Here is a 26,237-nt window from a genome sequence, read left to right as displayed (position 1 = left end):
TTGACCACCTCGACAATTAAAGCCAACCAACTGGTTTTAAAAGAAAAACAAGAACCGGCACACCTTCTGCTCTCTTCCTCGCAACGCTGATAAGGGCCAGCGTTCCACTTACAGAAGGAATTGCCGCTGTGGGGAAACTTGATAAAAGCATTTATAACCTCCTGCTGATCGGATGCGCACTGGGCTCAAGTGTCTGCCTGCCTGTACAGGCTGACAACGGCATCATTATTATCAAACGAGATGTCCAACCGCGCATGGCAACGCGTCCGCCGGTGATGCCCGACCCTAACCCCACGACCGCCAATGCCAACCCGTCCAAACAAATCCTCGAGCAAACGAACGAATTGAGCGACGGCGACTTTGCCAGCGTCGCCAGTGGTGCAGGCATCTCCCGCCTGATCACTCAAAACACCAACAGCCTGAGCGGCAATATCAGCAACCAGACCCAGCTTTCCAACCTCTCCGCTGGACGTTCGGGAAATTCGGGCAACGGTATTGCGAACATGGTCAATTCAAGCGTCCAGCAAGGCCTGGGTGCTCTGAAAGTCATAACGGGAGACCGTTAAGATGAATCGTACGCTGCTGATTATCGCCATGTTTTGCAGTGCATCGACCTTTGCCCAATCTCCCGTCATCAATAACGCCGACATCGACGGTTCGGGCATGCAGTACCAGGGCAATCTCGCGGTCAACCAGGCTGCCGGCGATCTACAGCAACAAGCTAACGCCCGGGCCATCGCCGTTGGCCATGGAGCCAGCGCGACCACACAGATTCGCCAACGGCTGCGTACGGTGGTCGACCCCAGGATCGATGCTCGATCCAGCATTCAAGGCGACTCCTTCAGCCACGGCACCGGCGTACTGGGCGTCAACCAGAGTGCGGGTGCCAGCAACCAGCAAGCCAATGCCCTGCGGATAAGCATCAGTACACAGCCGCAAAGTATCGACGACAGCGTCCTCAGGCAACAGAACGTGACGCTGATCACCAACTCCGATCCAACTGACTCTGCACCAGGCTATCGCCAGGTCGCTACCAGCGATCAGGCCTTCACCGGTAGCCGTGGGGTGATCCAGTTGAATCAGAGCGCCGGGGTGGGAAACCGAACGGCCAATACCCTGAGCGTACGGGTCACGGATTGACCCAAACAGGTAGGTACAACACTTAACCTAAAATAAGTACGGAGAACCACCATGAAACCTTCGATGGCAATAAAACCTCTGGTTTTTGCAATCGCTGCGGTCTTGGCTGTTGCTGCACAAGCTGGACAGAACGATCGGCGTCACCATCACGGTCATCACAACAATCACCACACCCCTCCTCCAACAGTGATCCATACCAGCGCGACCGCCACTGCAAACGATAGGCAGAGCAGCACCGGCAACCGCATCTACAACGAAGGGACTGAGAACTCAGCCGAGATGAGCAGCTCTGCCTCAGGCGCGAGCGGCAACGTCGGTGTCAACGTGGCAGCAGGCGCCGGCAACCAACAAGACAACGCAGCCGCCATCGCAAACGCTGGCTCCACCTCCAGTCTCGATAACAGCTTCGTATTCGGCACTTCCGAAGCCACCGCTCGAGTCTCGCAATACAGCAACAACAACAAGGTCTGGAACTATGGCACCCAAAACTCTGCCGTGATGAGCGGATCGGGCGATGGCAGCAGCGGCAATATGGGTGTCAACATTGCTGGCGGCGACCTCAACCAACAGAAAAACACCATGGCAATTGCCAACTCCAATGCCCCGCTGGGTGACGCAACAGCCACCGCCTCTGCCAATCAAAGCGGTCCTGGCCTGACAGTGAATAACAACGCTGATCGGACCTATCGCGTTGATACCATTACGGTTACCAAAACGGCCAGCGGTAGTTTCTCTAAAGATAAGTCATTCTCGGTTAGCGGCAGTGAAAGCGCTTCTTCGAGCTGGGCCGCGGCCGGTGCCAAGAGCTCTAATTCCAGCGGTTCCCTTAGCGTTGATATAAGCGGTTCGAAGAGCAGCAATGCGAGCGGTTCCAACAGCAGTTCTGCGAGCGGTTCTAACAGCAGTTCTGCGAGCGGTTCCAACAGCAGTAGTGCAAGCGGTTCTTCGAGTGCATCCTTGGATGCTTCCTTGAGCGCTACTTTGGACGCTGCTGCGGCGGCTTCCCATTCCACTACCGTCAATAATGGCCATGGCGATCGCACCCGCAGCAGCAGTTCCGACGCATCGCTTACCGCATCGCTTGACGCAACGCTTAACGTAGCGGTGAACAAATCGTTCGACAAATCGCGCGATTCCTCGTTCGACAGATCTCGCGACTCCTCGTTCGACAAGTCTCGCGAATCGTCGTTCGACAGATCGCGCGACTCCTCGTTCGAAAAATCGTTCGATAAGTCGTTCGAGAAATCGAACGCCTCCTCGTTCGAAAAATCGGCCAGTAAATCGTCCGAATCCGAGTTCGCAAAAGCGGGAAGCTTCAGTGAGAGCAGTTCATTTGATTTGAGCAACACCTATTCCTATCAAGTGCTGACTCCAACTGGCTGGGCCAACCCTGTAACCAACACTGCAACCCTGAGCGGTTCGGTGAATGGCGGCAGTGGCAACCTGGGCGTCAACGTGGCTGCCGGTGTGGGTAACCAACAAAGCAACTCGCTGGCCATTTCCAACCAGTCGTTCTAATTGTTGTCTCTTGAGGCCCCCTTATGGGGGCCTTTTTCAACACAACCAGAAGGCGTCCCACTATGCGCATTATCGCCTTGGCATTTTTGCTTTGCGTGGCCTGTGTGATCGAGGCTGCACAACTGCCGCTTTCCGTCCTGCCGGGCGGCGCGGTGGTGTATAAGCCGATCCAGAGCATACGCGAGCGTAAATTTGCCGACCTGGTGCAACAGAAAACCGACTTCAGTTGCGGCGCGGCTGCGCTGGCTACCGTATTGCGCCAGGCCTATTGGCTGGACGTGAACGAAGAACAAATCATCGAAGGCATGCTGTCACACTCCGATCAGGATCTTGTCCGCGTCCAGGGCTTTTCCATGCTCGACATGAAGCGCTACGTTGAAAGTATCGGCATGCGCGCCCGTGGCTACCGGGTAGCGCCGGCAACGTTGAGCGAAATCAGAATTCCAGTTGTGGTGCTCATGGATATCCGTGGCTACAAACATTTTGTGGTCATGCAAAGAGTCCATGAGGGGTGGGTCTATATCGGAGATCCGGTACTCGGTCATAAACGTTACAAAGTCGACGACTTTATCAAAGGCTGGAACGGCATCATCTTTGCCGTCATCGGCCAGGGCTACGACAAAACCAATGCGTTGCTCGCCCCCCCCCTGCCACTGACCGCCAAGAACCGCATCAACACCTTCAGCCCGGTGCAAGACGCAGAGTTGATGGATTTCGGATTCATCCAAAGCGACTTCTTCTAATAACAAGGGAGCACGACGCTCCGGGAGCATTCCAATGAAGACTCCAATCTGGCTGGCCGTAGTTTGCCTGGCCGCCAGCCTGCCGACCCAGGCACAGACGTTCAAACCCATTGAACTTAACGATCAGGAATTAGCGACCCTGCGAGGCCGCTATGTCATGCCGGGACGGATCATCAGTTTCGGCATTGTCATGACCAGCACTTGGCAAAATGCCAACGGTGAAGTGATCGGGGCAACTTCCTCGATGCAAATTCAACAATCGACCATCAAGCCACAGTTCTATGTGTCGATAATCAACGAAAAAGGTAATGGCTCAGCGAGTTCGCAAGGCACCGGTACCGTCGCTGGCGGCAGCGGCCTCAACACCACCGAAGGTGTCACTCAAGTCGTGCGTGCGGCCGGCGACCATAACACTGCCTACAACAACGTTGATATCAACGTCACAAGGGCTAATCAAGCGCCAACAACGCAACAGCAGGGCCAGGCATTGGCCGCAGGCTCGACGTTGGGCGGCGCCAATGACGCGGGCTCGCTGAGCATTTCCTCGACCGGTACTGGTGTGCAACTCAACATCGTGGCCAACAACAACCAGGGCAGTACCGTACAACGCCTGGCCCAGGGTGGGCTGATGCAGAACACGACTTTGCTTGGCGGTGGCAACCAGGTCCGTAACCTCACGTCCCTCAACGTCGTGCTGGGCGACAACGGGCCGACAGCCGGGTCGCTGAACGGCAACCTGGACCAACTCAAAGGCCTTCGCACTATCGGATTCTGATCTACGCTCAGTCTCATCAGATGAAGTCAGAAGGGACGGCTAACCCATGCACCCATCGTTAACGTTCAGAGCTATCGTTTGTTTGAGTAGCCTGGCCCCGGCCACCCTGCTATACGCAGCACCGGACCCCCAGGTCGAAATACTAAAACAAGAACTCATGGAGTTGAAACAGCGTTACGAAGCACAACAGAACGCGCTGATGGTACTCGAGCAACGCGTTCGCCAAGTCGAAGAAACACCTGCGCCACCTGCTCCCAAACGCCTGACCAAATCCCCTGCCGAAACGACCAAGGGTGCCCAGACGGTGGCCGCCGGTGCGCCGGGAACCACAGGCAGTTCATACGGCCAATCGCTCAAGGATGATTCGGAGCCTGCGCAAAGCGTTTCCAACCTGTATGACGAAGCCAGCGGCTTCTTCGGTGGCGGCAAGTTCAGCCTCGAAACCGGCATCACCTACACGCACTACGATACCCGTGCGCTGACGCTCAATGGCTTTCTGGCACTGGACTCGATTTTTCTCGGCAACATTGATATCGACCGTATCAAGGCGGATAACTGGACACTGGACCTGACCGGCCGCTACAACGTGGCACAACGTTGGCAGTTCGATATTAACGTCCCCGTGGTTTATCGCGAATCAACGTATTCCTCCGGTGGCGCAGGTGGCGCAGGCCCGGTGACGTCGGACTCAACCGTTACCCGCGACCCGACCATCGGTGATGTGAACTTTGGCGTTGCTTACAAGTTTCTGGATGAGTCGGCCAGCCTGCCCGACGCGGTCGCTACACTGCGCGTCAAGGCGCCGACCGGTAAGGATCCATACGGCATCAAGCTGGTCCAAGACCCGGGCAACGATAACCTCTCGGTACCCGAAGACTTGCCTACCGGCAATGGCGTCTGGTCCATCACCCCGGGTATCTCGCTGGTCAAGACCTTCGACCCGGCCGTGCTGTTCGGCAGCCTGGCCTACACCTACAACATGCAAGACTCTTTCAACGACATCAGCCCTCAGGTCAACTCCAAGGTACGCGGGGACGTGAAACTGGGCGATTCCTGGCAGGTCGGCGCTGGCATTGCATTCGCCTTGAACGAGAAGATGAGTATGTCGTTCTCGTTCACCGATCAGTTTGCCCGCAAGAGCAAGATCAAGCCGGACGGTGGCGATTGGCAATCGATTACCAACAGCGATTACAACTCGGCCAACTTCAACATCGGCATGACCCTGGCAGCAACCAATAACCTGACGATCGTTCCCAACCTGTCCATCGGACTGACCGACGACGCGCCAGATTTTTCCTTCAGCCTGAAATTCCCGTACTACTTCTAATCCACAACAACAAAGCCCCGCTGCGACTTCAATCCCAGCGGGGCTTTGTGTGTGTGTGTGTGTGTGTGGAACATCAAAAGATCGCAGCCTCGTTTCACTCGACAGCTCCTACAGGTTTGCGCGGAACCCTTGTAGGAGCTGTCGAGTGAAACGAGGCTGCGATCTTTTGATCTTGCGTCTAACGTATCTGATGCTTGTGCAACAAACGGTAGAAGGTAGGCCTGGATATCCCCAGCACCTTGGCGGCGATGCTCAAATTGTCGCTGTGGCGGTTAAGTACATCGCACAAGGCCTGGCGCTCTGCCCGGTGCTTGTAGTTTTCCAGCGTGCCCATCGGCGCGGCAACGGCCTGCTGGCTGATCAGCCCCAGGTCTCGCGCTTCGATCTGCCGGCCTTCGGCCAGTACCAACCCGCGACGTACCCGGTTGGCCAGCTCGCGAACATTGCCCGGCCAGTCATGCTTTCCCATGGCAATCAAGGCGTCTTCACTGAAGTTGCGCGGACGGCGGCCGGTTTCATGGCTGTAGAAGTGGGAAAAGTGGTTGGCCAGCATCGATAAGTCACCCTGGCGCTCACGCAGTGGCGCGGTGACGACTTGCAGTACGTTCAGGCGGTAGTACAAATCCTCACGAAAGCGTTTCTTCTCGATCGCCGCCTCAAGGTCGGCGTGAGTCGCCGCCAATACCCGCACATCCACCGGAATCGGCTGACTGCCGCCTACACGCTCGATGTGTTTTTCCTGTAGGAAGCGCAGCAGATTGGCTTGTAACTCCAGCGGCAGGTCACCGATCTCATCGAGAAACAGTGTGCCGCCATTCGCCGCTTCGATCCGCCCGACCTTGCGTTGGTGGGCGCCGGTAAAGGCGCCTTTCTCGTGGCCAAACAGTTCGGACTGGATCAAGTGTTCGGGGATTGCGCCGCAATTAATTGCGACGAAGGGTTTGCTGTGACGTTGGGATTGTCGATGGAGCGTGCGGGCCACCAGCTCTTTACCGGTACCGCTTTCACCACGAATCAATACCGGAGACTCGGTGGGCGCCAGCTTGCTCAGCAACTTGCGCAGTTCGCGAATGGGCTTGCTGTCGCCAAGCAGCTCATGCTCCGACTGATCAATGTGAACCGTACCCTGCCCACGCAGGCGTGCCATCCCGAATGCTCGGCCCAGCGTCACCTGAACCCGGGACACATCGAACGGCAAGGTATGGAAATCGAAAAACCATTCGCAGACAAAGTCCCCGACATTTTGCAACCGCAGGACTTCCTGATTGAGTACGGCGATCCACTCGGTTCCGCTGCGGCTGATCAGCTCTTTGACGGCTTCCGGGCGTTCCAGGTGAAAAGGTTGCAAACGCAACAGGCCGACGTCGCAGGTTTTGTCGCCAGCGTGTTCCAGGGTACAGCTGTCAACGTCCCAACCCACAGAGCGCAAACCCGGCAGCAGACGATGACAGTCCTCGCAAGGGTCCACTACTAACAGACGTCGTAAGGCAGGCGCTTCGATCATGACTGTTCCTTGACGCCAAATTTATGAAATTTTATTAAAAACAGTCGTTTGGCGGATCTGGCTGTAACGTTAGCAATAATTTGACGCGGCCTTGTACCGTTTGACTATAGAGCTGTTGCGTTATTAGATATAAGAAGCGACTTTGTTAGTTACCTAACGAATCTTGCCTTTCATTCAGCTTTCAAAACTTGTCTGAACGTTGAGCTGATGAAAGAAAGTTGAAATTTCTTTTTAATTGTATGTGACCCACCCCACGGTTGAGGGCATCAGTACAAGTAACCAGCCGAACGGTAAGCCCAACCGACGGCACATCACTTGATTGGGCATACAGAGAGAAAAACCCATGAACGCCCCGCTCCGTATCAACGAAGCTCTTTTGATTGCCGACCGCGCATTTCAACCTTTCCAATGCGTGGCCTGGGCCCCACAAGACGGCAATGGCGAACTCAGCCTGACCGTTATCGATCGCACCAACACCCGCATCCGCCGCACGCAGATCCCCAGCAGTGCCTATACCGATCCGGCGCAACTTGAATGCCTGCTTGAAGCGGCACGTGCGGAATTGAGCGAGGAGGGTTACAAACTCCAATCGTGGTCGATGCCACACTAATGCGTTTTGCGGGTTACTAAACGGTAACCCGCGCCCTCCCCGATTATTTATTCGAACTTGCACGCGCCCAACTACCTGGCCGGCTTGTCAGTGGTTCGAAAAGACACTGTTCTGGCACACAGCGACCCTCCGTCTGTTAGTTATGACAGTTGTGCATCCAGGCATTCAGGGATTGAATGTTTCCTTATACAGTCGCCATCCAAACTCCCGGATCAGGACGACTTGCAAGGAGCTGCGTGCATGTCAATCCAGACCGCGTTTGCATTACCGGCCACACTGAGCGACACCGGAAAACTTGATACAACCTTTGCCTCGTCTGGCAAAACCCAGGTGTATTTCGCTGGCAGCCTCTCAAGCATGGCCAATGGGGTCGCGATTGATTCACGTGGCAGGTTGTTAGTCGCGGCGAAGGTAGGAACGCCAGGCGGTAGTCGCTTCGGCGTGGCTCGCTTGCTCGAGGACGGCTCGGCAGATCTGGCGTTTGGCAATCAAGGCAGCGTCATCGGGCAATTTGAACACGGCTTCGAGGCCATGGCCGGCAAAGTCCACGTACTGCCCGATGGGCACATTCTAGTGGCCGGACTGCACTACGAAAATGCTCACCGGACACTGCCCGCTCTCGCCCTGTTTGATCAGCATGGCCGCCCGGTTCAATGTTTTGGCGACAATGGCCGCTGCGTCGTGCGCCTTCCGGGCGGTCTTTCCCAAGGGGTGCGTGACACCTGGCTACCACCCGGCGTACCGGGCGCAGAAGCCTGTGATGTCTGCGTGCAGGAGGATGGTCGAATTCTGCTGCAGGCCAATCATCACTTCGAACTGGCCGATCATGTCGGCATCCTGATACGGCTCAACATCGACGGCTCGCTGGACGATACCTTCAATAGTCGTGGCTTCGTGATGGTCAGGCACTTGCTGATGAACACCTGGCTCAGCAGCCTGATGGTGCAACGAGATGGCCGGATCCTGGTGGGCGGGTCGATCAACTTCCCTGAAGAAGGTCTGCTGGCCCGCTATCACACCGACGGCAGGCTCGACGATTGTTTCGCCGTGGATGGTTTCATGACCTTCAAGGCACGGGGGTATAGCGCTCAGGTCAGCCAGATCGTCCAACAGGAAAATGGCGATGTGCAGTGCTTTGGCAGCAGTCGCGACCCGATGCACTGCCTTGCACTGAAAGTACACAGCAACGGTCGCCCGGACATTCATTGCAATGGAGGCCAAACCCAACTGCTGGAGATCGGTCACAGTGGCTGCCAGTGGACCGCCGCGCAGGCACTGCCCAATGGTTGTGTGGTGACGGTCGGGGCCACAATCGGCGGCGTCGAGGCGGATTTCATTCTGGCGCGGTATCTGCCCGACGGGCGACTTGATCGCAGCTTCGGCAATGGCACCGGTTGGGTTCGCACCCGCCTGGGCCGCAGCCTCGATACCGCGACTTCCGTGGTCATGCAGGCCGACGGAAACATTGTCGTCGGAGGCTATTCACTGGATGGCAACTATCGAGCGGTCGTCGCACGCTATCTGGGGTAGACCAGCACAGTTTTCCTACACTTGATCTTCCCTTCCGCTTACGGCAAGTTGCGCGCTTCTTAATACAAGGAGTAGCCGATGCCCGGTTCAATGGCTCAGGCGTTCGCGCACAATTTTCTCGGGCATTCACCCCGCTGGTACAAGGCAAGCATTGTCGGCTTTCTGATTCTCAACGCACTGGTGTTGTGGACCGTAGGTCCGGTGGCGGCCGGTTGGCTGCTGGTGCTGGAGTTCATCTTTACCCTGGCCATGGCGCTCAAGTGTTATCCGTTAGTGCCTGGCGGCCTGCTGTTGATCGAAGCACTGTTGCTGAAGATGACCACGCCCCAGGCACTCTACGACGAGCTGGTGCACAACTTCCCGGTGATCCTGCTGCTGATGTTCATGGTGGCCGGTATCTACTTCATGAAAGACCTGCTGCTGTTTCTGTTCTCACGACTGCTGCTCGGGATTCGCTCCAAGGCGCTGCTGGCGTTGATGTTCTGCTTCCTGTCCGCGTTCCTGTCGGCGTTTCTTGATGCCTTGACCGTGACCGCCGTGATCATCAGTGCCGCCGTCGGGTTTTACTCGGTGTATCACCGCGTCGCCTCGGGCAACGATCCGCGTCAGGACAGCGAGTTTGGCGATGACCAGCACCTGCCCACACTCCATCATGCCGACCTCGAACAATTCCGCGCCTTTTTGCGCAGTCTGCTGATGCACGGCGCCGTGGGTACCGCACTGGGCGGTGTTTGCACATTGGTCGGTGAACCGCAGAACCTGCTGATCGGCCACGAGATGGGCTGGCACTTCTCTGAGTTCTTTCTGAAAGTCGCCCCGGTTTCGTTACCGGTCCTGGTGGCGGGCCTGGTGACTTGCGTCCTGCTGGAGAAACTTCACTGGTTCGGTTACGGCACGTTGTTACCGGACAACGTGCGTACGGTACTGGCCAATTACGCCGCCGAAGACAATGCTGAACGCACATCACGCCAACGTGCTGCGCTCATCGTGCAGGGATTGGCGGCGCTGATTCTGATTGCGGGGCTGGCGTTCCACATTGCTGAGGTCGGCTTGATCGGCTTGATGGTGATCGTGCTGATTACCGCATTCACTGGCATCACCGACGAGCACCGCATTGGCAACGCGTTCAAGGACGCCATGCCGTTCACAGCGTTGTTGGTGGTGTTTTTCGCGGTGGTGGCGGTGATTCACGATCAGCAACTGTTCACACCACTGATTCAGTGGGTGCTGGCCCTGCCGGCCGATCAACAGCCGGGCATGTTGTTCATTGCCAACGGCTTGTTGTCGGCCATCAGTGACAACGTATTCGTCGCGACCATTTACATTACCGAAGTCAAACAGGCCTTCATCTCCGGCCACATGAGCCGTGAGCATTTCGAGACGCTGGCGATTGCGATCAACACCGGAACGAACTTGCCGAGCGTGGCAACGCCCAATGGTCAGGCTGCGTTTCTGTTCCTGCTGACCTCGGCGATTGCACCGCTGATTCGCCTGTCGTACGGGCGGATGGTGTGGATGGCGTTGCCGTACACCGTGGTGATGGGAGTGTTGGGGTGGTATACGGTGAGCTACTGGCTGTAGCACCGACCAAAAAATGTGGGAGCGAGCCTGCTCGCGAAAGCGGTGTGTCATTCAACATCAATGTTGACTGACATGGCCTCTTCGCGAGCAGGCTCGCTCCCACATTGGTTTTGTGTCGTTAGCGCGGGAGGATATAGCGCTCGATTGCCTGCGCCGCGCCGTCCTCGGTGTTGGCGCCCGTCACCACGTCCGCCTGGCGTTTCACCGCCTCCTCCGACTGCCCCATGGCGATCGACAACCCGGCGCGGTGAAACATCGCCGGGTCGTTGCCGCCATCGCCCAGCGCCGCGGTCTGCTCCAGCGGTACACCGAGAAACTCGGCCAGTGTCGCCAGCGCCGCCCCCTTGTTGGCCTGCATCGCGGTCACGTCCAGATAAATGGGCTGTGAACGGGAGACCTGTGCCTGGCCTTCCACTTTGGGCAGCAGGAGCGCTTCCAGCTCAATCAACAACTGTGTGTTGTTGCTGGTGGCGACAATCTTGTCGATGCGTTCCAGGTACGGCTCAAAACTCTCGACCACCACTGGCGGATAACCCAGGCCGTGCTGTTCACGAGGCACCATTGGACCGTTCGGATCTTTCAGCAACCAGTCGCCACCACTGAACACCCAGATTTCGATGTCCGGCCGGTCGGCAAACAGCGCCAATGCCGTTAGCGCAGCCGTGGCCGGCAAGTAATGCGCGACCAGCAAACTGCCATCTGGATTGACGAGGGTGCCGCCATTGAACGCTGCCGTTGGCAGGTCGACGCCCAAGGCTTCAATCTGCTGCAACATGGCTTTGGGTGGACGGCCGGTGGCCAAGCTGAACAGCACGCCGGCCTCGCGCAAGGAACGGACCGCTTCAATGGTGCGTTGACTGAGGCTGTGATCGGGCAGCAACAAGGTGCCGTCCATGTCGCTGAGCAGAAAACGGATGGGATGTTGCGTCGGCTCACTCATCCGAGGCCGTGCCAGACGCGACCGTCTCGGGTCAGCAGATCTTCTGCTGCCTGCGGCCCGTCCTCGCCAGCGGCATAGCTCTGCACGTTCGAGTCTTGCTTCCAGGCATCGAGGAATGGCTGCACGGCGCGCCAGCCATTCTCGATGTTGTCGGCGCGCTGGAACAGTGTCTGATCGCCGGTCAGGCAATCGTAGATCAGGGTTTCATAGCCGGTGGACGGCTGCATTTCAAAGAAATCCTTATAGGCAAAGCCCAGTTCGATATTGGCCATTTTCAAGGCCGGCCCGGGCCGTTTGGCCAACAGGTCGAACCACATGCCTTCGTTGGGCTGAATCTGAATTCGCAGATAGGTCGGCTGCAACTCATCGACCTCGGTATCGCGGAACTGCGCATACGGCGCCGGTTTGAAGCAGATGACAATCTCGGTGTCGCGCACGCTCATGCGCTTGCCGGTGCGCAGGTAAAACGGCACGCCGACCCAGCGCCAGTTGTCGATCATGACTTTCAGCGCGACGTAGGTTTCGGTATTGCTGTCGGGCGCCACGTTGTTTTCCTGGCGATAACCCGGCAATGGCTTGCCGTCGATTTCGCCGGGCGCGTATTGGCCGCGTACCGAATTGGCCAGCGCTTCCTCGACCGACCAGGGGCGAATCGCACCGACCACCTTGGCTTTCTCGCCGCGTACCGCATCGGCGCCAAAGGCGGCCGGCGGCTCCATCGCAACCATCGCCAGCAATTGGAACAGGTGATTGGGCACCATGTCCCGCAAGGCGCCGGTGTGTTCATAAAAACTGCCACGGGTTTCCACGCCGACGGTTTCGGCGGCGGTGATTTGTACGTGGTCGATGTAGTGGTTGTTCCAGAACGCTTCGAACAGGCTGTTGGAGAACCGGCTGATCAAAATGTTCTGCACGGTTTCCTTGCCCAGATAGTGATCGATCCGGTAGATCTGGTTTTCCGTCATCACCTTGAGCAAGCAAGCGTTCAAGGCTTCGGCGGTTGGCAGATCGGAACCGAAGGGTTTTTCGATCACCACCCTTCTAAACGCTTCCGGTGCCTCTTGCAGCAAGCCGGCGGCACCGAGACGACGCACCACCTCGCTGAAGAAACGTGGCGCAGTGGCCAGGTAGAAGACGGCGTTGCCGGTGCCGCTGGCGGCGATTTTCGCCGCCAGGGCTTGATAGGTGCTGTCGTCCAGGAAGTCGCCCTGGACGTAGCTGATGCCTTTGGCCAACTTGGCCCACAAGTCCGGGTCAAGGGCTTGATCGCCCTTGCCGACCTTGGCGGCCACTTCGGCTTGAATGAAGTCTTCGAGTTTTTTCGCAAAGGCTTCATCGGTGATGGCGTTGTGGTCAACGCCGATGATCCGCAGTCCATCCCCAAGCAGACCGTCACGACTCAGGTTGTACAGCGCCGGCATCAGCAGACGCTTGACCAGATCACCATGGGCACCGAACAGAAACAGCGTGGTCGATGGTGCGGGTTCTGCCTTGGATTTATTGCGGATCAGGCGGGTCATTTTTTCGCAGTCTCCACATGGCCGCCGAAGCCGAAACGCTGGGCCGAGAGAATCTTGTCGCCAAAGGTGCCTTGCCCGCGCGAACGGTAGCGGGAGAACAGCGAGTTCGACAGCACCGGTACGGGCACCGATTGCTCCATGGCGGCTTCGATGGTCCAGCGACCTTCACCGCTGTCAGCCACGGCGCCTTCGTAACCGTCGAGTTTCGGATCGCTGGCCAGTGCGTCGGCCGTCAGATCAAGCAGCCAGGACGACACAACGCTGCCACGACGCCAGACCTCGGCGATGTCGGCGACGTTCAGGTCGAAACGCTGGTCTTCCGGCAGGTTGGTGCTCGCTTTGGTCTTGAGGATGTCGAAGCCTTCGGCGAAGGCCTGCATCATTCCGTATTCGATGCCGTTGTGGATCATTTTCACGAAGTGGCCAGAACCGGCCGGGCCTGCGTGGATGTAACCGCGCTCGGCACGATCGTCTTCGGACTTGCGGTCCTTGGTCCGCGGGATGTCACCCAGGCCCGGTGCAAGGCTCTCGAACAGCGGATCAAGGCGTTTAACCACCTCGGCTTCGCCGCCGATCATCATGCAGTAACCGCGCTCCAGGCCCCAGACGCCGCCGGAGGTGCCGACGTCGACGTAGTGCAGGCCTTTCTCCGACAGGGTTTTCGCCCGGCGGATATCGTCCTTATAGAAGGTGTTGCCGCCGTCGATGATGGTATCGCCGGCTTCGAGCAAGGTACTCAGGGTGTCGATGGTGTCTTCGGTCGGTGCGCCGGCCGGCAGCATGACCCACACCGCACGTGGTTTGGCCAGGCCAGCGACCAGCGCCGGCAGGTCGATGACGCCAGAGGCGCCTTCTGCGGCCAGGGTGTCGACAAAGGCGGTATTGCGGTCGTAAACAACGGTGGTATGACCGTTAAGCATCAGGCGCCGCGCAATATTGCCGCCCATGCGGCCCAGTCCAATAATCCCGAGTTGCATGTGCTGATGCTCCCTACTACAAATAATGTGTGTCAAAGGTTATAGCCCAACGCGACCATTCGAGTTAGTCCAGCGTTGGGGCACATAGTTTCCGGGCATTGTGCCCGATCAAGATTGATAACGTCAGTCGTCGCACCGAAGACACAACGACCATGAAAAATAAAAAAGTTCCCTTCTGGGGCAAAAGAAATCAAAATCAGCGCCGATAGTAAGTCAGCACCCGATTTCGGGGCAGGTTTACAGTTGAGGCAGCCATTTGCGAGGTGAGCAATGGGCACAGTACACGCAGCACGGCCAGCACAAACCCTTTACGTCACGATTCGTCGCGATGAATTGCGCCAGTTGAAAGACGAGCGCGACCAGTTGAAGCAGGAGCTCGCGCAACTGCGCTTTTTGACACAAAGCAATCAGGCCCAGCCTTTACTCGTCGCCCAAGGTGCCCCTCACGCCTGATCCCCTCGCTTGATTCGGAAGCAGCCCACCGCTGTTTCCGACCTGCCATCCCCCCTTTTACAAACCCGGCAACTCTCGAAGTTTTCACATCCGCCTGTTGATACTCCCGCGCACAATGGCCGTTCGGTATCCGCGCGGCGCCCGTTCGTCGGTGAGATTGATGATCGGCAATCCTTATGAGCGCGAGCAAGGCCTTGATCGACTTCAGCCTGATGAAACCCAAGGCGGCGCCAGGCGCCCCGAAAATCGTTCAGAAATAATCCTTTCAGGGGGGCCGGTTCCGACCCTCTTTTCCTACGCCATTGCGCGACTGCTCTGTTCGACACCTTCCAAAGATAATAATTATTCTCGTTTGACGCTAAATCCCGACTCTCTCCTTCGTCTTTGAACAAACGGAATTTTTCCATCGACGACAAGGAGTCGGCTGCGATGTTCGCGCCTATTACCCGTTCCATGACCTTTACCCTGGGCCTGTGCAGTGCCGCCCTGTGTCCCGACTTGCTGGCTGAAACCGACCCTGATCAAGCGCCTGGCCGCACCCTCGAACTGGGCGCCACCAACGTGACCGCCCAAGGTTTGGGCAGCACCACCGAAAACACCGAGTCGTACACCGTCGTCAAACTGATGTCGCGCTACGCGTTCGACAAACACCTGTCGGCCTCGCTGAACGTCGATAACCTGTTCGACAAGAAGTATTACGACAACGTCGGGTTCTATAACGGTGTGTTTTGGGGTGACCCGCGCACGGTGACCCTGAGCCTGGACTGGAAGCTCTAGGCGCAGGTAATTCCCATTTAACGGAATCGGCGGATAATGTCTCTTCGACATTGCTTCATGGACGAAAGGACCCGACAACTCGTAGTGGGGCACACCATGAAACGTACAACCATGATCCTCGCCGGTCTGCTTATGCTCAGTTCAACAGCTGCATTGGCCGAAGGTGGCGCTGAACGCATGCGGTATTACTTTGAGAGCCTGCGGTTCAGTCAACAGCACGCCCAGGGCCAGGTCACCCAGAGCAATGAACTCCGGGTTCCGGACGATCAAACCGCGCAAGTGACCGAGACCTACAAACCGAAATAACCGCTGTTTGCGCTGCGGTCAAAGATGACAATCGGGCGTCCTGATGGACGCCCTTTTTTATGCCCATCAGTCTTTAAAGCGCCTTGGTCCAGAACAGCATCCGACCGTGCGCCGGGTCGAACATGCCCGCGGCAAAACCGAACTTGCCATAGGAAGCCTGGGCGACTGTATTACCTTCCAGCACCTCCAGCGTGATTTTGCAGCAGCCGCGCTGGCGGGCGATGTCCTCGACCTTTTGCAGCATTTTCTGGCTCAAGCCCAAGCCGCGAAACTTCTTCACCACCACCACATCGTGCACGTTGACCAGCGGTCGGCAGGCGAAGGTCGAGAAACCTTCAAAGCAATTGACCAACCCGGCCGGCTCGCCACCGACAAAGGCCAGAACGCTGAACGCGTGGGGACGTTTGGCCAGTTCCGCCGGCAGTTGCTTCAACAAGTCGGCGGGCAACGAGTGGCCGCCACCCATCGGGTCTTCGGCGTAAGCATTTAGCACCAGCCCAATAGCCTCGGCATGCACCGGATTGGTGTAACTGGCCTGAAGCACAAGAATTTCTGCGGATTCCATTTCCACCCTCGTTCACACATTAAGTTGCCCCAGTGCATCTTGCACTGAAGGGCCGACCGACAATATCGCGGGCACAGCCGTGTCGACAACCCGATCCTGCTGTAATTTTTCGCTCAAGCGCCCCAGATCAGCGTTTCGGTCCATCCGAGCTCGGCAAAATCCTCGGCCCTCAAGCCTGACTCACCGGCACAGAAAAACTCGTCCAGTTGCGGCGGTTTGACCGAGGTACCGCTGAGCATGGCGTGAACCTGCCCGCGATGATGAATCTGGTGCTCGAACAAATGGGACAGCAGGCGCAAGCGTCTGTCGTGTTGCGGCGTGTCCCGGGCAATGGTCACGATCTTCCCGAGGTCTGCGTCGCGCATTTGCTCGCAGTAGGCGATCAGTCGACGGTCTACCAGCGCTTGTTCGCGCTTGAGGTCTACCGCCTGCGTAAACGGCTCATCGGCGTTGAAAAACACGTAGCAATCGGGATGCGGGTCATCGCCGCGCAACTCCCGCTCCAGCGCATCCACGTAAAACCAATCGCAGGTCAGGATGTGATTGAGGGTGGTGCGCAGATTGGGAAAGAAGCTGACCCGGGTTGCCGCCAGATCGGCCGGGCTCAACTGGCTCCAGGCCTTGGCGAGGCGATGATTGGCCCAGGCGTTCTGATAGGCCATGGTCAGCAAATGGTGCGACAAAGGCTGATTCATGTTCGCGGCTCCTTGTTCAAACTTCGGCGAAACGTTGCAGCTGCATTTCCTGTAAACGGCTGAGGGTGCGGCGGAACGGAAACTCCAGATAGCCTTCGGTGTACAACGATTCCATGGGCACCTGCGCTTCGAGGCACAGCGGCACCTTGCGGTCATAGCACTCGTCCACCAGGGCGATGAAACGCCGTACACCGTCGTCATGCACCGACAATTGTGGCAACTCGCGATCGCCCGCCACCACCCGCTCTACGCCGTCTTCAGTGCCTCGGGCGATGCGCCCTTCGCGCTTTTGCGCGCTGAGATTGGGCACGTCACTCAACAGAATAGCGCTGAAGGTGTCGCACAGGGCGATGAAATCCATGGCGGCAAAAGGCTGTTCGCAGAGATCGGCGTAACGAGTCCAGAGCACGGTTTGACTGGCCTGCACGACATTGAGTGAGCGGTAGCCCACCTTGATCGGGTCACTGGACACCGACTGGCCGACGGTCAACGCGTTGAACACTTCACCCAGAGCGCTGGGTTGCCCCGGTGCCGCCACCCAGTAACGTTGCAAACCTTTACCTGGGTGCAGGCGATGATCTTCGCCTCCATCCACCGCAATCACCTGCATATGTTTCTTGATGGCCTCGATGGCGGGCACAAACCGGTCGCGATTGAAGCCATCGGCGTACAGCTGATCCGGTGGCTGATTGGAGGTGCAGACCACCACCACGCCCTGCTCGAACATCACCTGAAACAAACGCCCGAGAATGATGGCGTCGCCGATGTCGTTGACGAACAATTCGTCAAAACACAGGACCCGCACTTCCTCGCTCAGTTCACGAGCCAGCGCCTTCAACGGGTCGGCGGTGCCGGTCAGTTGAAACGAACGCTGATGCACCCAGCCCATAAAGTGGTGAAAGTGTTGGCGGCGGGCCGGGACCTGCAGGCTTTGGTAAAACTGGTCCATCAACCAGGTCTTGCCGCGCCCGACCGGGCCCCAGAGGTACACGCCAGTGATCGGCGTGCGCCCTTCATGCAGCGCTTCGTAGCATTTCTGCAGCGCCCACACGGCATGTTCCTGGGCTTCGTCCTGGACGAAGCCCTTCTGTTCGATGGCGTGTTGCCAGGCGCTTAGGGGAGAGTCGACATTCATGCGCGGCAGTATACGTCCCTGTAGCAGCTGGCGAAGCCTGCGTTCGGCCGCGGAGCGGTCGCCATCGGAATCCCGGATCTTGCTCATTTACCGCGTTTTCAGGTTTTACGACCGCTTCGCGGCCGAACGCAGGCTTCGCCAGCTGCTACAGGGGCTCTCGTTGCGAGCCTGGTTTGCGGTTAAAGGGAGATGTCTAGCCGGGCAATCTTGCCCTGTTCATTCAGGCGAAACATGTAGCGCAATTCCAGCGGGCTGCCGGGAAACGTTCCAGAGATCAGGTTATGCACCAGCACTTTGCCGGTGCGCAATTGCACGTCGAGCACTTCAACCCGTGGCTGGTAACGCTGGGCGGTGTCTTGCATCCATTGCGCGATGGCCTGAGTGCCGACCTGATGCTCACCTTCATCGAACACATTGGCATCCTCAGCGAAAAAACTGGCGACCCGCGAGGTGTCGCGGGCATTCGCCGCAGCAATGTAGGCGGCGATGGCGGGTGCCAGTGAAGAGGTGGGATTAGACATGTTTACGGCTCCTTGTTTGTTGATTCTGGAGCCATGCTAAAACAAGCCTGTGTCAGTTCTTGTCAGGAGTGAAGCGCCCTGCTTCGTCCAGTTGCATCTGTTTGCGCCAGGTGCGCAACAAGTCGCTGCGCCGCCCCGGATAACGCTCGCCCTGCTCGTTCGCCGCCGAGATCCGGTCGGTGCGAAAGGTGCGATAGGCGCTGCGCAACTCACACCAGGCGACGATGATTCGCACCTCGTTGAGAAACCCCAGGGCCAGCGGCCAGATCAGCCGCTGACTCGGCACCTGGTTGGCGTCCGCGTAATCGATGTGCAGCTTGGCCTGATCGCGGATGGCCTGGCGAAACACATTCAGTGGCACCGCGTTGGGCGCGAAGCCATAGCCGGGAGGCCCCGGCAACACCGTCGGGTTGCGTAACGCGTCCAGCGCTTCAGGCGCCAATACCGCAGCGATCTTGGCCAGCGCATCCGCGGCCGCCTTGCTCAACACCTCATCCCCGCGCTGATCCACATAGCGCAACCCTAGCACGATGGCTTCGGTTTCATCGGCATTGAGCATCAACGGCGGTAGAAACAAACCGCTACGCAGCACATAGCCGATCCCCGCTTCGCCGTAGATTGGCGCGCCAAGAGCGGTGAGTTCGGCGATGTCGCGGTACAGCGTGCGCTCGGAAATATCCAATTCGCCGGCAAGTGTCGCCGCGGTCACCGGACGACTTTTGCCGCGCAGCACTTGCAACAAGGTCAGTAAACGAGTGGTCCGCGACACAATCGGCAGGCTCTGTCCGTAAAAGTTGTCGGAGCTTAGCAGAGGCCCCTGTCAGAAAGTGGCAGTAGCAATAAGGCCGATGGTCGGCCCTTCTCTTGCGAACGAAAAAGCGCCTTGACGCCAAATATTACTCGCATCATATTAAATACATGTCACCAGACATTTATATTCGACCCCCAGCGTCCTTTCCTTCAGGAGTCATCCCATGCATTACAAAGTCTTCGGCCGCAAAACCGGCTTGCGGGTCTCGGAACTGGCGCTGGGCGCCGGTAACTTCGGCACCGGTTGGGGCCATGGCGCTGAACGTGACGAAGCCAAACGCATATTTGATGGCTACCTGGAGGCCGGCGGTAATTTCATCGACACCGCCAACGGCTATCAGGCTGGCCAGTCGGAAGCCATGCTCGGCGAGTTCATCGCAACGGAACGGGATCGCCTGGTCATCGCCACCAAATACACCCTGGGGACCACGCCGGCCGCGGGCATTTCCCACACTGGCAACAACCGCAAGAACATGGTTCGCGCCGTGGAAGAAAGCCTGAAACGACTCAACACCGACCACATCGACCTGTTCTGGGCCCACATGAGCGATGGCGTGACGCCCATGGAAGAGATCCTGCGCGGTTTCGACGATCTGGTGCGCGCTGGCAAAATCCACTACGCCGGGCTGTCAAACTTCCCGGCGTGGCGCATCGCGCGGGCCGATCTGCTGGCCGAAGTTCGCAGTTTTGCGCCGATTGCAGCCATCCAGGTTGAATACAGCCTCGCCGAACGCACGGCCGAACGTGAACAGCTGCCAATGGCCGAAGCCTTGGGACTGGCTGCTACGTTATGGTCACCGTTGGGTGGCGGCTTCCTCACTGGCAAGTACCGCGCCAACGACGGCGACAACCGCGCCGCCAAACTCGGCATGCTGATCCACGCCGAGAAAAGCGCCCGTGAAACCACCCTGCTCGACACGTTGCTGGCCGTCGCTGAAGAACTGGGCGCCAGCCCGACTCACGTGGCCATTGCATGGCTGCGGGAAAAAGCCAAGCGTTCGACCACGGCGCTGATTCCGATTCTCGGCTCGCGCACCCGTGAGCAACTGGATGCGACCTTGGGTGCGCTGGATGTGCAGTTGAGTGCTGACCAACTGTCGCGGCTTGATGGGGTCAGTGGTGTGGCAATGGGCGTGCCGCATGAATCCATTGCCGGGTCGATGGCGCGATTTACCGGGGCTGAAACATTGGACCTGCCAATCATTCCAGTGGCCTGACACAGATCAAATAATGTGGGAGCGAGCCTGCTCGCGAAGGGGACCTTTCAGCCGACATTGATGTTGAATGTCAGACCGCTTTCGTCGGAACGCCGCCCGGAGCCGGCTCGCTCCCACATTTGACCCCGTATTACTGATCGACCTTATGCTTCGCTGCATAGAGGCACAGCATTTCCATCGCCAACGTCGCCGCCGCCAGTGAGGTAATGTCCGCACTGTCGTAGGCCGGCGCCACTTCCACGACGTCCATTCCCACCAGATTAATCCCGCGCAAGCCCCCAAGGATCTCCAGCGCCTGCACCGTGCTCAAGCCCCCGCACACCGGCGTTCCGGTGCCTGGAGCGAAGGCCGGATCGAGGCAATCAATGTCGAACGTCAGGTACACCGGGTGATCACCGACCCGCGCCCGAATGGCCTCGACGATCGCATCAACACCACGTCGATGCACTTGCCGCGCATCCAGTACCTGAAAACCCTGATGATCGTCATTGGTGGTGCGCAAACCGATCTGCACCGAACGCGACGGATCCACCAAACCTTCCTTGGCCGCGTGCCAGAACATCGTGCCGTGATCGACGCGCTTGCCGCCTTCATCCGGCCAGGTATCGCTGTGAGCGTCGAAGTGGATCAACGACAGCGGGCCATGTTTACGCGCATGGGCCTTGAGCAGCGGATACGTGATGAAGTGATCCCCGCCGAACGTCAACATCGCGCTACCGGCGTTGAGTATGTGTTCGGCATGGGCTTCGATGCTTTCCGGCACCGACTGCGGTGTGCCGTAATCGAAGTCGCAATCGCCGTAGTCAATGACCGCCAGATGGTCGAACGGGTCGAAGGTCCACGGCCAGTGGCGTTCCCAGGCAATTCCGGTGGACGCGGCACGAATGCCCCGTGGTCCAAAACGCGCACCGGGGCGGTTGCTGGTGGCGGTGTCGAACGGGACACCGCTGACCGCTACGTCAACGCCGCGCAAGTCGCGACTGTAGCGACGACGCATGAAACTGGTGATACCGGCGTAGGTGCTTTCGGCGGCAGTGCCGTAGAGGCTGTCGCGGGTCATGGCCTGATCGTTTTGCATCGGGACGTCCATCTCGGGTTCCTTATTATTGGCGGCTACGGAAAGTGGTCCACACGCGGGTACGTTGACGCATGTCCTTGAGGCTCATGCTGCGGTCGGCGTACAACCGGTCGCGCACGTCAGCCAGCGGGTAGATGTCCGGGTCGGTGCGCACCGCCTCATCCACCAGCGGTGTCGCGGCCTGGTTGGCCGTCGCGAAGAACAGTTCGTTGGTCAGTGCCGCGACGGATTCCGGGCGCAGCATGAACTCGATAAAGGCGCGGGCGGCTTCGGGGTGTGGGGCGTCCTTGGGGATCGCCAGGTTGTCCTGCCAGACCAGCGTGCCCTCTTTCGGAATCCGGTACGCCACTTCAAACGGCTTGTTGGCCTTGCGCGCCTGATCGGCGGCCATGCTGGCGTCACCGTTGTAGGTCAGCGCCAGGCAAACGCTGCCATTGGCCAGATCGCTGATCTGCCGACCGGTGGCGACGTACAGCACATTAGGTTGCAGCTGATGCAACAGCGCCTCGGCGGCTGACAGATCAGCCTTGTCGGTGCTGTAGGGATTTTTACCCAGGTAATGCAGCGCCAGGCCGATCACTTCCTGGGGCGAATCGAGAATGGCGATGCCGCACTCTTTCAGTTTGCTGGCGTACTCAGGCTTGAACAGCAGGTCCAGGCTGTTGAGTGGCACATTCGGCAAGTGTTGTTTCACCGCGTCGACATTCATCCCCAAACCCAGGGTGCCCCAGGTGTAGGGCACGCCATAGCGGTTGCCGGGATCGACGGCGGCGAGTTTTTCCAGCAAATCCGGATCGAGGTTGGCGTATCCCTTGAGGCCTTCGTGGGGAATTTCTTTCAACGCACCAGCAGCCAGTCCGCGGGCCAGCACACTGGAAGACGGCACGACCACGTCATAACCGCTGCCCCCGGTGAGCAGCTTGGTTTCGAGCACTTCGGAAGAATCGAACGTGTCGTAGCGCACGTGGATGCCGGTTTCCTGTTCGAAACGTTGCAAAGTTTCGGGGGCGACGTAATCGGCCCAGCTATAGAGATTGACGACTTTTTCCTCGGCCTGGGCCGATACGGCCATGGCGAGAAACAGCGCGGGTAAACACAACTTGAAGGTGGGAGCCATGACGAACACCTGACCAGAGGAAGTGGATGCAGAATGCGTCGTCGGATACATTGGAAAAATACCAAGTTAGTTATCCTGACTTTATCCAGGAGTAATGTTTGATGCTCGGCCAACTCCATGATCTAGATCTGCAACTGCTGCGCCTGTTCGTCAACGTGGTGGAGTGCGGCGGCTTCAGCGCGGCCCAAGGTGAGTTGGGCTTGAGCCAGTCGAGCATCAGCCAGCAAATGGCCAAACTGGAAACCCGACTCGGCTATCGCCTGTGCAGTCGCGGCAAGGGTGGTTTCAAAATCACGCCCAAGGGCGAACAACTGCTCAGCGCGACTCGCGGCCTGTTCGAGTCGATTGAAGCCTTCCGCCATCAATCCAATGGTGTGGCCGGGCGCTTGATCGGCGAGGTTCGTCTGGGGCTGTCCGAAGCGCTCGATCAATCGGTGTTGCAACGGGTGGCCGATGCGATCCGGCGCTTTCGTGAGCGGGACGAATCGGTGCGCATCGAATTGATCAGCGCCATGCCCGGCGAAATGGAACGGTTGCTGCTGCAACAACGACTGGACCTGGCGATCGGCTATTTCTCACAAGTGCAAAGCGCTTTTGACTACCGCGAACTGTTTACCGAAACCCAGCACCTGTATTGCGCCGCCGGCCATCCGTTATTCACCGATGACGCACCTGACGATCAAGCGCTACAGGCTTGCGATCGGGTCGATCATCCTTACCGGTTCCTGCGCAGCGACGAACCGTTTCAGGGAAAATTGTGTTCGGCGCGCTCGGAGCAAGTCGAAGGTACCCTCGCCTTCATTCTTTCCGGCAAGCACGTCGGTTATTTGCCCAGCCACTTTGCCCGGAGCTGGGAAGACAAGGGATTGCTGCGGGCCGTGCGCCGTGCCGATATGAGTTTCGACGTGGCGTTCCATCTGGCCCGCCATCGCGCCCAAGTGCCGGGGGATGCACAAAAGGCGTTTGAAGAGGATTTGTTGGCGGCGTTTACCTGAAACCAACGACGTTCCTGTGGGAGCGAGCCTGCTCGCGAAGAGGCCGGCATATCCAACATTGATATCGACTGATACGCCGCATTCGTCGGAACGCCGCCCGGAGCCGGCTCGCTCCCACAGAGATTGCGCTTGGTATGTGAGGCTCATCGCTCGCCACAAAATAGTCTTTCTGGCATCCTGCGCCTCCATTTTTGACCCGGCCCGCCTTCTGGCGCGCACACCACCATGACCGCCTCTGAAAAAGCCCCTGCCCCGCGCAATAACGACCTGATTTACGGCCTCGATGATCGCCCGCATCTGACCGCCACCGTCTTCGCCGCCCTGCAACACGTACTCGCGAGTTTCGTCGGCATCATCACCCCGACCCTGATCATGGGCGGCGCCCTCGGTCTGCAAAGCGAAGTGCCGTACCTGATCAGCATGGCGCTGTTCGTCTCGGGGCTGGGCACGTTTGTTCAGGCACGACGTTTCGGCCCGATCGGTTCCGGTCTGCTGTGCCTGCAAGGCACCAGCTTCTCCTTCATCAGCGTGATTCTCAGTGCCGGCTTCATGGTCAAGGCCCGGGGCGGCGGCACCGATGAGATCCTGTCGACGATCTTCGGTGTGTGCTTTTTCGCCGCCTTCATCGAAGTCGTGTTGAGCCAGTTCATCGGCAAACTGCGGATGCTGATCACCCCGGTAGTGACCGGCACGATCATCACGCTGATGGGCCTGTCGCTGATCAAAGTCGCCATGACCGACATCGCCGGTGGTTTCGGTGCGGTGGATCTTGGCGCGGCCAGTCATCTGGCCCTCGCGGCCTTGGTGCTCGGAACAATTGTGGTGTTGAACCGGGTCGATGTGCCGTTCCTGCGCCTCGGTGCGATCGTTATCGGTCTGACCCTCGGTTATGTCGTGGCCTGGCTGATGGGTGACGTCAATTTCGCCAGCCTGCCGGACGTACCGCTGATGAGCGTGCCGGTGCCGTTCAAGTACGGTTTTAATTTCGATTGGGTGGCGTTTGTGCCGGTGGCGGTGATTTTCCTGGTGTCGCCACTGGAAGCCGCCGGTGACCTGACGGCCAACTCGATGATTTCCCGGCAGCCCGTCAAAGGCCCAATCTACATTCGCCGGATCAAGTCAGGTCTGCTCGCCGATGGCCTTAATTCGGCCATGGCCGCCGTGTTCAACAGCATGCCGATGGTGACCTTCGCCCAGAACAACGGCGTGATTCAGCTCACCGGTGTGGCCAGCCGCTATGTGGCGTTCTTCATTGCCGGTTTGTTGGTGCTGCTGGGGTTGTTCCCGATGATCGGCGCGGTGCTGCAGCTGATGCCGAAACCGGTACTCGGTGGCGCTGAACTGGTGATGTTCGGCACCGTCGCCGTCGCCGGGATCAAGATCCTCGCCGAAGCCGGCCTGCACCGGCGCAACATGCTGATCGTGTCGATTTCCCTCGGCATGGGCCTGGGTGTCGCGGCGGTTCCGGAAGTGCTGCGCGAGTTGCCGAAGGCGCTGCACAACATCTTCGAATCGCCGATCACCGTCGGTGCGTTGTGCGCCATCGTGCTCAACATCTTCCTGCCCGAGGAATTCATCGAGCTGGAAGAAGATGACTTCGATCCGGAAGCCTCGATCCTGCAAGTCATGGAGAATCCGCCGGCCACTGCAACAGCGGCCAGCCTGAACCGCTGAAAGGACCGTGCTACATTCGTTGCAACTCCGCTTGGTAGAAGGTTGACCGCACGTTGAACAAGAAAACCGGCATCCGGGCCGCTCAGGCCCATCAAACCCGAACCCGGATTCTCGAAGCGGCCGTGAAGGTGTTCACCCGCGACGGCTACTCCGGGGGGCGGGTGGAGAGCATTTCCCGCGAGGCAGATTCCAACGACCGCATGCTCTATTACTACTTTGGCAGCAAAGAACAGCTGTTCATCTGCGTGCTGGAACACACCTACGAGCAATTCAATAAAGCCGAAAGCCAGCTCAAGCTGAACCTGAGCACCCCGCTGTTGGCCCTGCAGGATCTGGTGGCGTTCGTCTGGAACTACTACGTTGAACACCCGGAATTCGTCGCCATCCTCAGCAACGAGAACCTGCACAACGGCAAGCACGCCCAACAATCCAGCGAGTTGCGCAGGTTGTCGGGAGAAGCGGTCGGCGTGTTGCGGCCGATCATTGAGGCGGGTCAGGTTCAGGGAGTGTTTCGTCAGGATCTGGACATCAAGCATGTGTATTTGATGATCGCCTCGCTTTGCTACTTCTATAACTCCAACCGGCACACCCTCAGTTCGTTTTTGGGTGAGGATCTGGCGGACAAGGGGCAGCAGCAGGATTGGTTGGGGTTTATCAAGGATCTGGTGGTGCGGGGGGTGATGCGGTTGCCGGATCAGGAACAGCGGTGACCGCGCCGGCCTCTTCGCG

27 protein-coding genes are annotated in these 26,237 nt (G+C 58.3%); 16 read left to right on the top strand and 11 right to left on the bottom strand.

What is annotated here, in order from left to right; translation table 11 throughout:
- Positions 1-128: 128 nt before the first annotated feature.
- The 6 genes from ACYZTW_RS15585 (at position 129) to ACYZTW_RS15560 (ending at position 5,503) form a co-directional block, all read left to right on the top strand.
- Positions 129-566 carry a hypothetical protein gene (locus ACYZTW_RS15585; protein ID WP_462005625.1) on the top strand — a complete coding sequence of 146 codons (438 nt, stop codon included), beginning with the start codon at positions 129-131 and terminating at the stop codon, positions 564-566.
- 1 nt (position 567) lies between these two features.
- Positions 568-1,140 carry an adhesin gene (locus ACYZTW_RS15580; RefSeq protein ID WP_462005624.1) on the top strand — a complete coding sequence of 191 codons (573 nt, stop codon included), beginning with the start codon at positions 568-570 and terminating at the stop codon, positions 1,138-1,140.
- Positions 1,141-1,191: 51 nt separating this feature from the next.
- Complete coding sequence (locus tag ACYZTW_RS15575; protein ID WP_462005623.1) at positions 1,192-2,658, top strand: heme utilization protein; 1,467 nt, start codon at positions 1,192-1,194, stop codon at positions 2,656-2,658.
- Positions 2,659-2,720: 62 nt separating this feature from the next.
- Positions 2,721-3,401 carry a C39 family peptidase gene (locus ACYZTW_RS15570; RefSeq protein ID WP_462005622.1) on the top strand — a complete coding sequence of 227 codons (681 nt, stop codon included), beginning with the start codon at positions 2,721-2,723 and terminating at the stop codon, positions 3,399-3,401.
- Between the two features lie 34 nt (positions 3,402-3,435).
- On the top strand, positions 3,436-4,176 hold the full coding sequence (locus tag ACYZTW_RS15565; RefSeq protein WP_462005621.1) for a hypothetical protein: 741 nt from the start codon (positions 3,436-3,438) through the stop codon (positions 4,174-4,176).
- Between the two features lie 46 nt (positions 4,177-4,222).
- Positions 4,223-5,503, top strand: a complete 1,281-nt coding sequence (locus tag ACYZTW_RS15560; protein WP_462005620.1) for a coiled-coil domain-containing protein — start codon at positions 4,223-4,225, stop codon at positions 5,501-5,503.
- 178 nt (positions 5,504-5,681) lie between these two features.
- On the opposite strand, the gene ACYZTW_RS15555 is transcribed toward ACYZTW_RS15560, so the two are convergent.
- Complete coding sequence (locus ACYZTW_RS15555; RefSeq protein ID WP_462005619.1) at positions 5,682-7,007, bottom strand: sigma-54 dependent transcriptional regulator; 1,326 nt, start codon at positions 7,005-7,007, stop codon at positions 5,682-5,684.
- A gap of 343 nt (positions 7,008-7,350) precedes the next feature.
- Between ACYZTW_RS15555 and ACYZTW_RS15550 the strand changes: the two genes are divergently transcribed.
- The 3 genes from ACYZTW_RS15550 (at position 7,351) to nhaB (ending at position 10,728) form a co-directional block, all read left to right on the top strand.
- Positions 7,351-7,617 carry a hypothetical protein gene (locus ACYZTW_RS15550; protein WP_462005618.1) on the top strand — a complete coding sequence of 89 codons (267 nt, stop codon included), beginning with the start codon at positions 7,351-7,353 and terminating at the stop codon, positions 7,615-7,617.
- Between the two features lie 240 nt (positions 7,618-7,857).
- Positions 7,858-9,147, top strand: a complete 1,290-nt coding sequence (locus tag ACYZTW_RS15545) for an NHL repeat-containing protein (protein WP_462005617.1) — start codon at positions 7,858-7,860, stop codon at positions 9,145-9,147.
- A gap of 78 nt (positions 9,148-9,225) precedes the next feature.
- Entirely contained in the window at positions 9,226-10,728 is a 1,503-nt protein-coding gene (gene nhaB, locus ACYZTW_RS15540; protein ID WP_462005616.1) for a sodium/proton antiporter NhaB, read from the top strand.
- Positions 10,729-10,846: 118 nt separating this feature from the next.
- Here nhaB and ACYZTW_RS15535 read toward each other — a convergent pair whose 3' ends face one another.
- The 3 genes from ACYZTW_RS15535 to gnd are packed head-to-tail and all read right to left on the bottom strand — an operon-like array spanning position 10,847 to position 14,165.
- Positions 10,847-11,668, bottom strand: coding sequence for an HAD family hydrolase (locus ACYZTW_RS15535; protein ID WP_462005615.1), 822 nt, complete (start codon positions 11,666-11,668; stop codon positions 10,847-10,849).
- A complete protein-coding gene (gene zwf / locus ACYZTW_RS15530) occupies positions 11,665-13,188 on the bottom strand; it encodes a glucose-6-phosphate dehydrogenase (RefSeq protein WP_462005614.1) in 1,524 nt (507 codons plus the stop codon). The genes ACYZTW_RS15535 and zwf overlap by 4 nt, the downstream gene beginning before the upstream one ends.
- Positions 13,185-14,165: a phosphogluconate dehydrogenase (NAD(+)-dependent, decarboxylating) gene (gene gnd / locus ACYZTW_RS15525; RefSeq protein ID WP_462005613.1), complete on the bottom strand. Its 981-nt coding sequence runs from the start codon at positions 14,163-14,165 to the stop codon at positions 13,185-13,187. Before gnd ends, zwf begins: the two co-directional genes overlap by 4 nt.
- A gap of 270 nt (positions 14,166-14,435) precedes the next feature.
- On the opposite strand from gnd, the gene ACYZTW_RS15520 reads away from it, so the two are divergent.
- The 3 genes from ACYZTW_RS15520 to ACYZTW_RS15510 all read left to right on the top strand — a co-directional run bounded on the left by ACYZTW_RS15520 (position 14,436) and on the right by ACYZTW_RS15510 (position 15,701).
- On the top strand, positions 14,436-14,618 hold the full coding sequence (locus ACYZTW_RS15520) for a DUF6026 family protein (protein ID WP_462005612.1): 183 nt from the start codon (positions 14,436-14,438) through the stop codon (positions 14,616-14,618).
- A gap of 429 nt (positions 14,619-15,047) precedes the next feature.
- Entirely contained in the window at positions 15,048-15,395 is a 348-nt protein-coding gene (locus tag ACYZTW_RS15515; protein WP_462005886.1) for a hypothetical protein, read from the top strand.
- Positions 15,396-15,491: 96 nt separating this feature from the next.
- Positions 15,492-15,701, top strand: a complete 210-nt coding sequence (locus tag ACYZTW_RS15510) for a hypothetical protein (RefSeq protein WP_462005611.1) — start codon at positions 15,492-15,494, stop codon at positions 15,699-15,701.
- A gap of 73 nt (positions 15,702-15,774) precedes the next feature.
- On the opposite strand, the gene ACYZTW_RS15505 is transcribed toward ACYZTW_RS15510, so the two are convergent.
- The 5 genes from ACYZTW_RS15505 to ACYZTW_RS15485 all read right to left on the bottom strand — a co-directional run bounded on the left by ACYZTW_RS15505 (position 15,775) and on the right by ACYZTW_RS15485 (position 19,386).
- Complete coding sequence (locus ACYZTW_RS15505; protein WP_462005610.1) at positions 15,775-16,266, bottom strand: GNAT family N-acetyltransferase; 492 nt, start codon at positions 16,264-16,266, stop codon at positions 15,775-15,777.
- A gap of 113 nt (positions 16,267-16,379) precedes the next feature.
- A complete protein-coding gene (locus ACYZTW_RS15500) occupies positions 16,380-16,961 on the bottom strand; it encodes a DinB family protein (RefSeq protein ID WP_462005609.1) in 582 nt (193 codons plus the stop codon).
- Between the two features lie 16 nt (positions 16,962-16,977).
- A complete protein-coding gene (zapE, locus tag ACYZTW_RS15495; protein WP_462005766.1) occupies positions 16,978-18,096 on the bottom strand; it encodes a cell division protein ZapE in 1,119 nt (372 codons plus the stop codon).
- Between the two features lie 179 nt (positions 18,097-18,275).
- On the bottom strand, positions 18,276-18,617 hold the full coding sequence (locus tag ACYZTW_RS15490; RefSeq protein ID WP_462005608.1) for a nuclear transport factor 2 family protein: 342 nt from the start codon (positions 18,615-18,617) through the stop codon (positions 18,276-18,278).
- A 52-nt stretch (positions 18,618-18,669) separates the two neighbouring features.
- Positions 18,670-19,386 (bottom strand): helix-turn-helix transcriptional regulator, encoded by a 717-nt coding sequence (locus ACYZTW_RS15485; protein WP_462005607.1) that lies wholly within the window; start codon positions 19,384-19,386, stop codon positions 18,670-18,672.
- 205 nt (positions 19,387-19,591) lie between these two features.
- Between ACYZTW_RS15485 and ACYZTW_RS15480 the strand changes: the two genes are divergently transcribed.
- Positions 19,592-20,644: an aldo/keto reductase gene (locus ACYZTW_RS15480; RefSeq protein WP_462005606.1), complete on the top strand. Its 1,053-nt coding sequence runs from the start codon at positions 19,592-19,594 to the stop codon at positions 20,642-20,644.
- Positions 20,645-20,774: 130 nt separating this feature from the next.
- On the opposite strand, the gene speB is transcribed toward ACYZTW_RS15480, so the two are convergent.
- Together speB and ACYZTW_RS15470 are read right to left on the bottom strand one after the other, a co-directional pair.
- Positions 20,775-21,734 carry an agmatinase gene (speB, locus tag ACYZTW_RS15475; protein ID WP_462005605.1) on the bottom strand — a complete coding sequence of 320 codons (960 nt, stop codon included), beginning with the start codon at positions 21,732-21,734 and terminating at the stop codon, positions 20,775-20,777.
- A 13-nt stretch (positions 21,735-21,747) separates the two neighbouring features.
- A complete protein-coding gene (locus ACYZTW_RS15470) occupies positions 21,748-22,839 on the bottom strand; it encodes a polyamine ABC transporter substrate-binding protein (protein ID WP_462005604.1) in 1,092 nt (363 codons plus the stop codon).
- Between the two features lie 101 nt (positions 22,840-22,940).
- On the opposite strand from ACYZTW_RS15470, the gene ACYZTW_RS15465 reads away from it, so the two are divergent.
- The 3 genes from ACYZTW_RS15465 (at position 22,941) to ACYZTW_RS15455 (ending at position 26,218) form a co-directional block, all read left to right on the top strand.
- Positions 22,941-23,834: a LysR family transcriptional regulator gene (locus ACYZTW_RS15465; protein WP_462005602.1), complete on the top strand. Its 894-nt coding sequence runs from the start codon at positions 22,941-22,943 to the stop codon at positions 23,832-23,834.
- 225 nt (positions 23,835-24,059) lie between these two features.
- Positions 24,060-25,508, top strand: coding sequence for a nucleobase:cation symporter-2 family protein (locus tag ACYZTW_RS15460; protein WP_462005601.1), 1,449 nt, complete (start codon positions 24,060-24,062; stop codon positions 25,506-25,508).
- 53 nt (positions 25,509-25,561) lie between these two features.
- Positions 25,562-26,218: a TetR/AcrR family transcriptional regulator gene (locus tag ACYZTW_RS15455; protein WP_462005600.1), complete on the top strand. Its 657-nt coding sequence runs from the start codon at positions 25,562-25,564 to the stop codon at positions 26,216-26,218.
- Positions 26,219-26,237 lie beyond the last annotated feature (19 nt).

The organism is Pseudomonas sp. LB3P25 (genome assembly GCF_054897985.1).
Note: the sequence above shows the minus strand (reverse complement) of the source record. Positions and strands in the feature narration are given on the sequence as shown.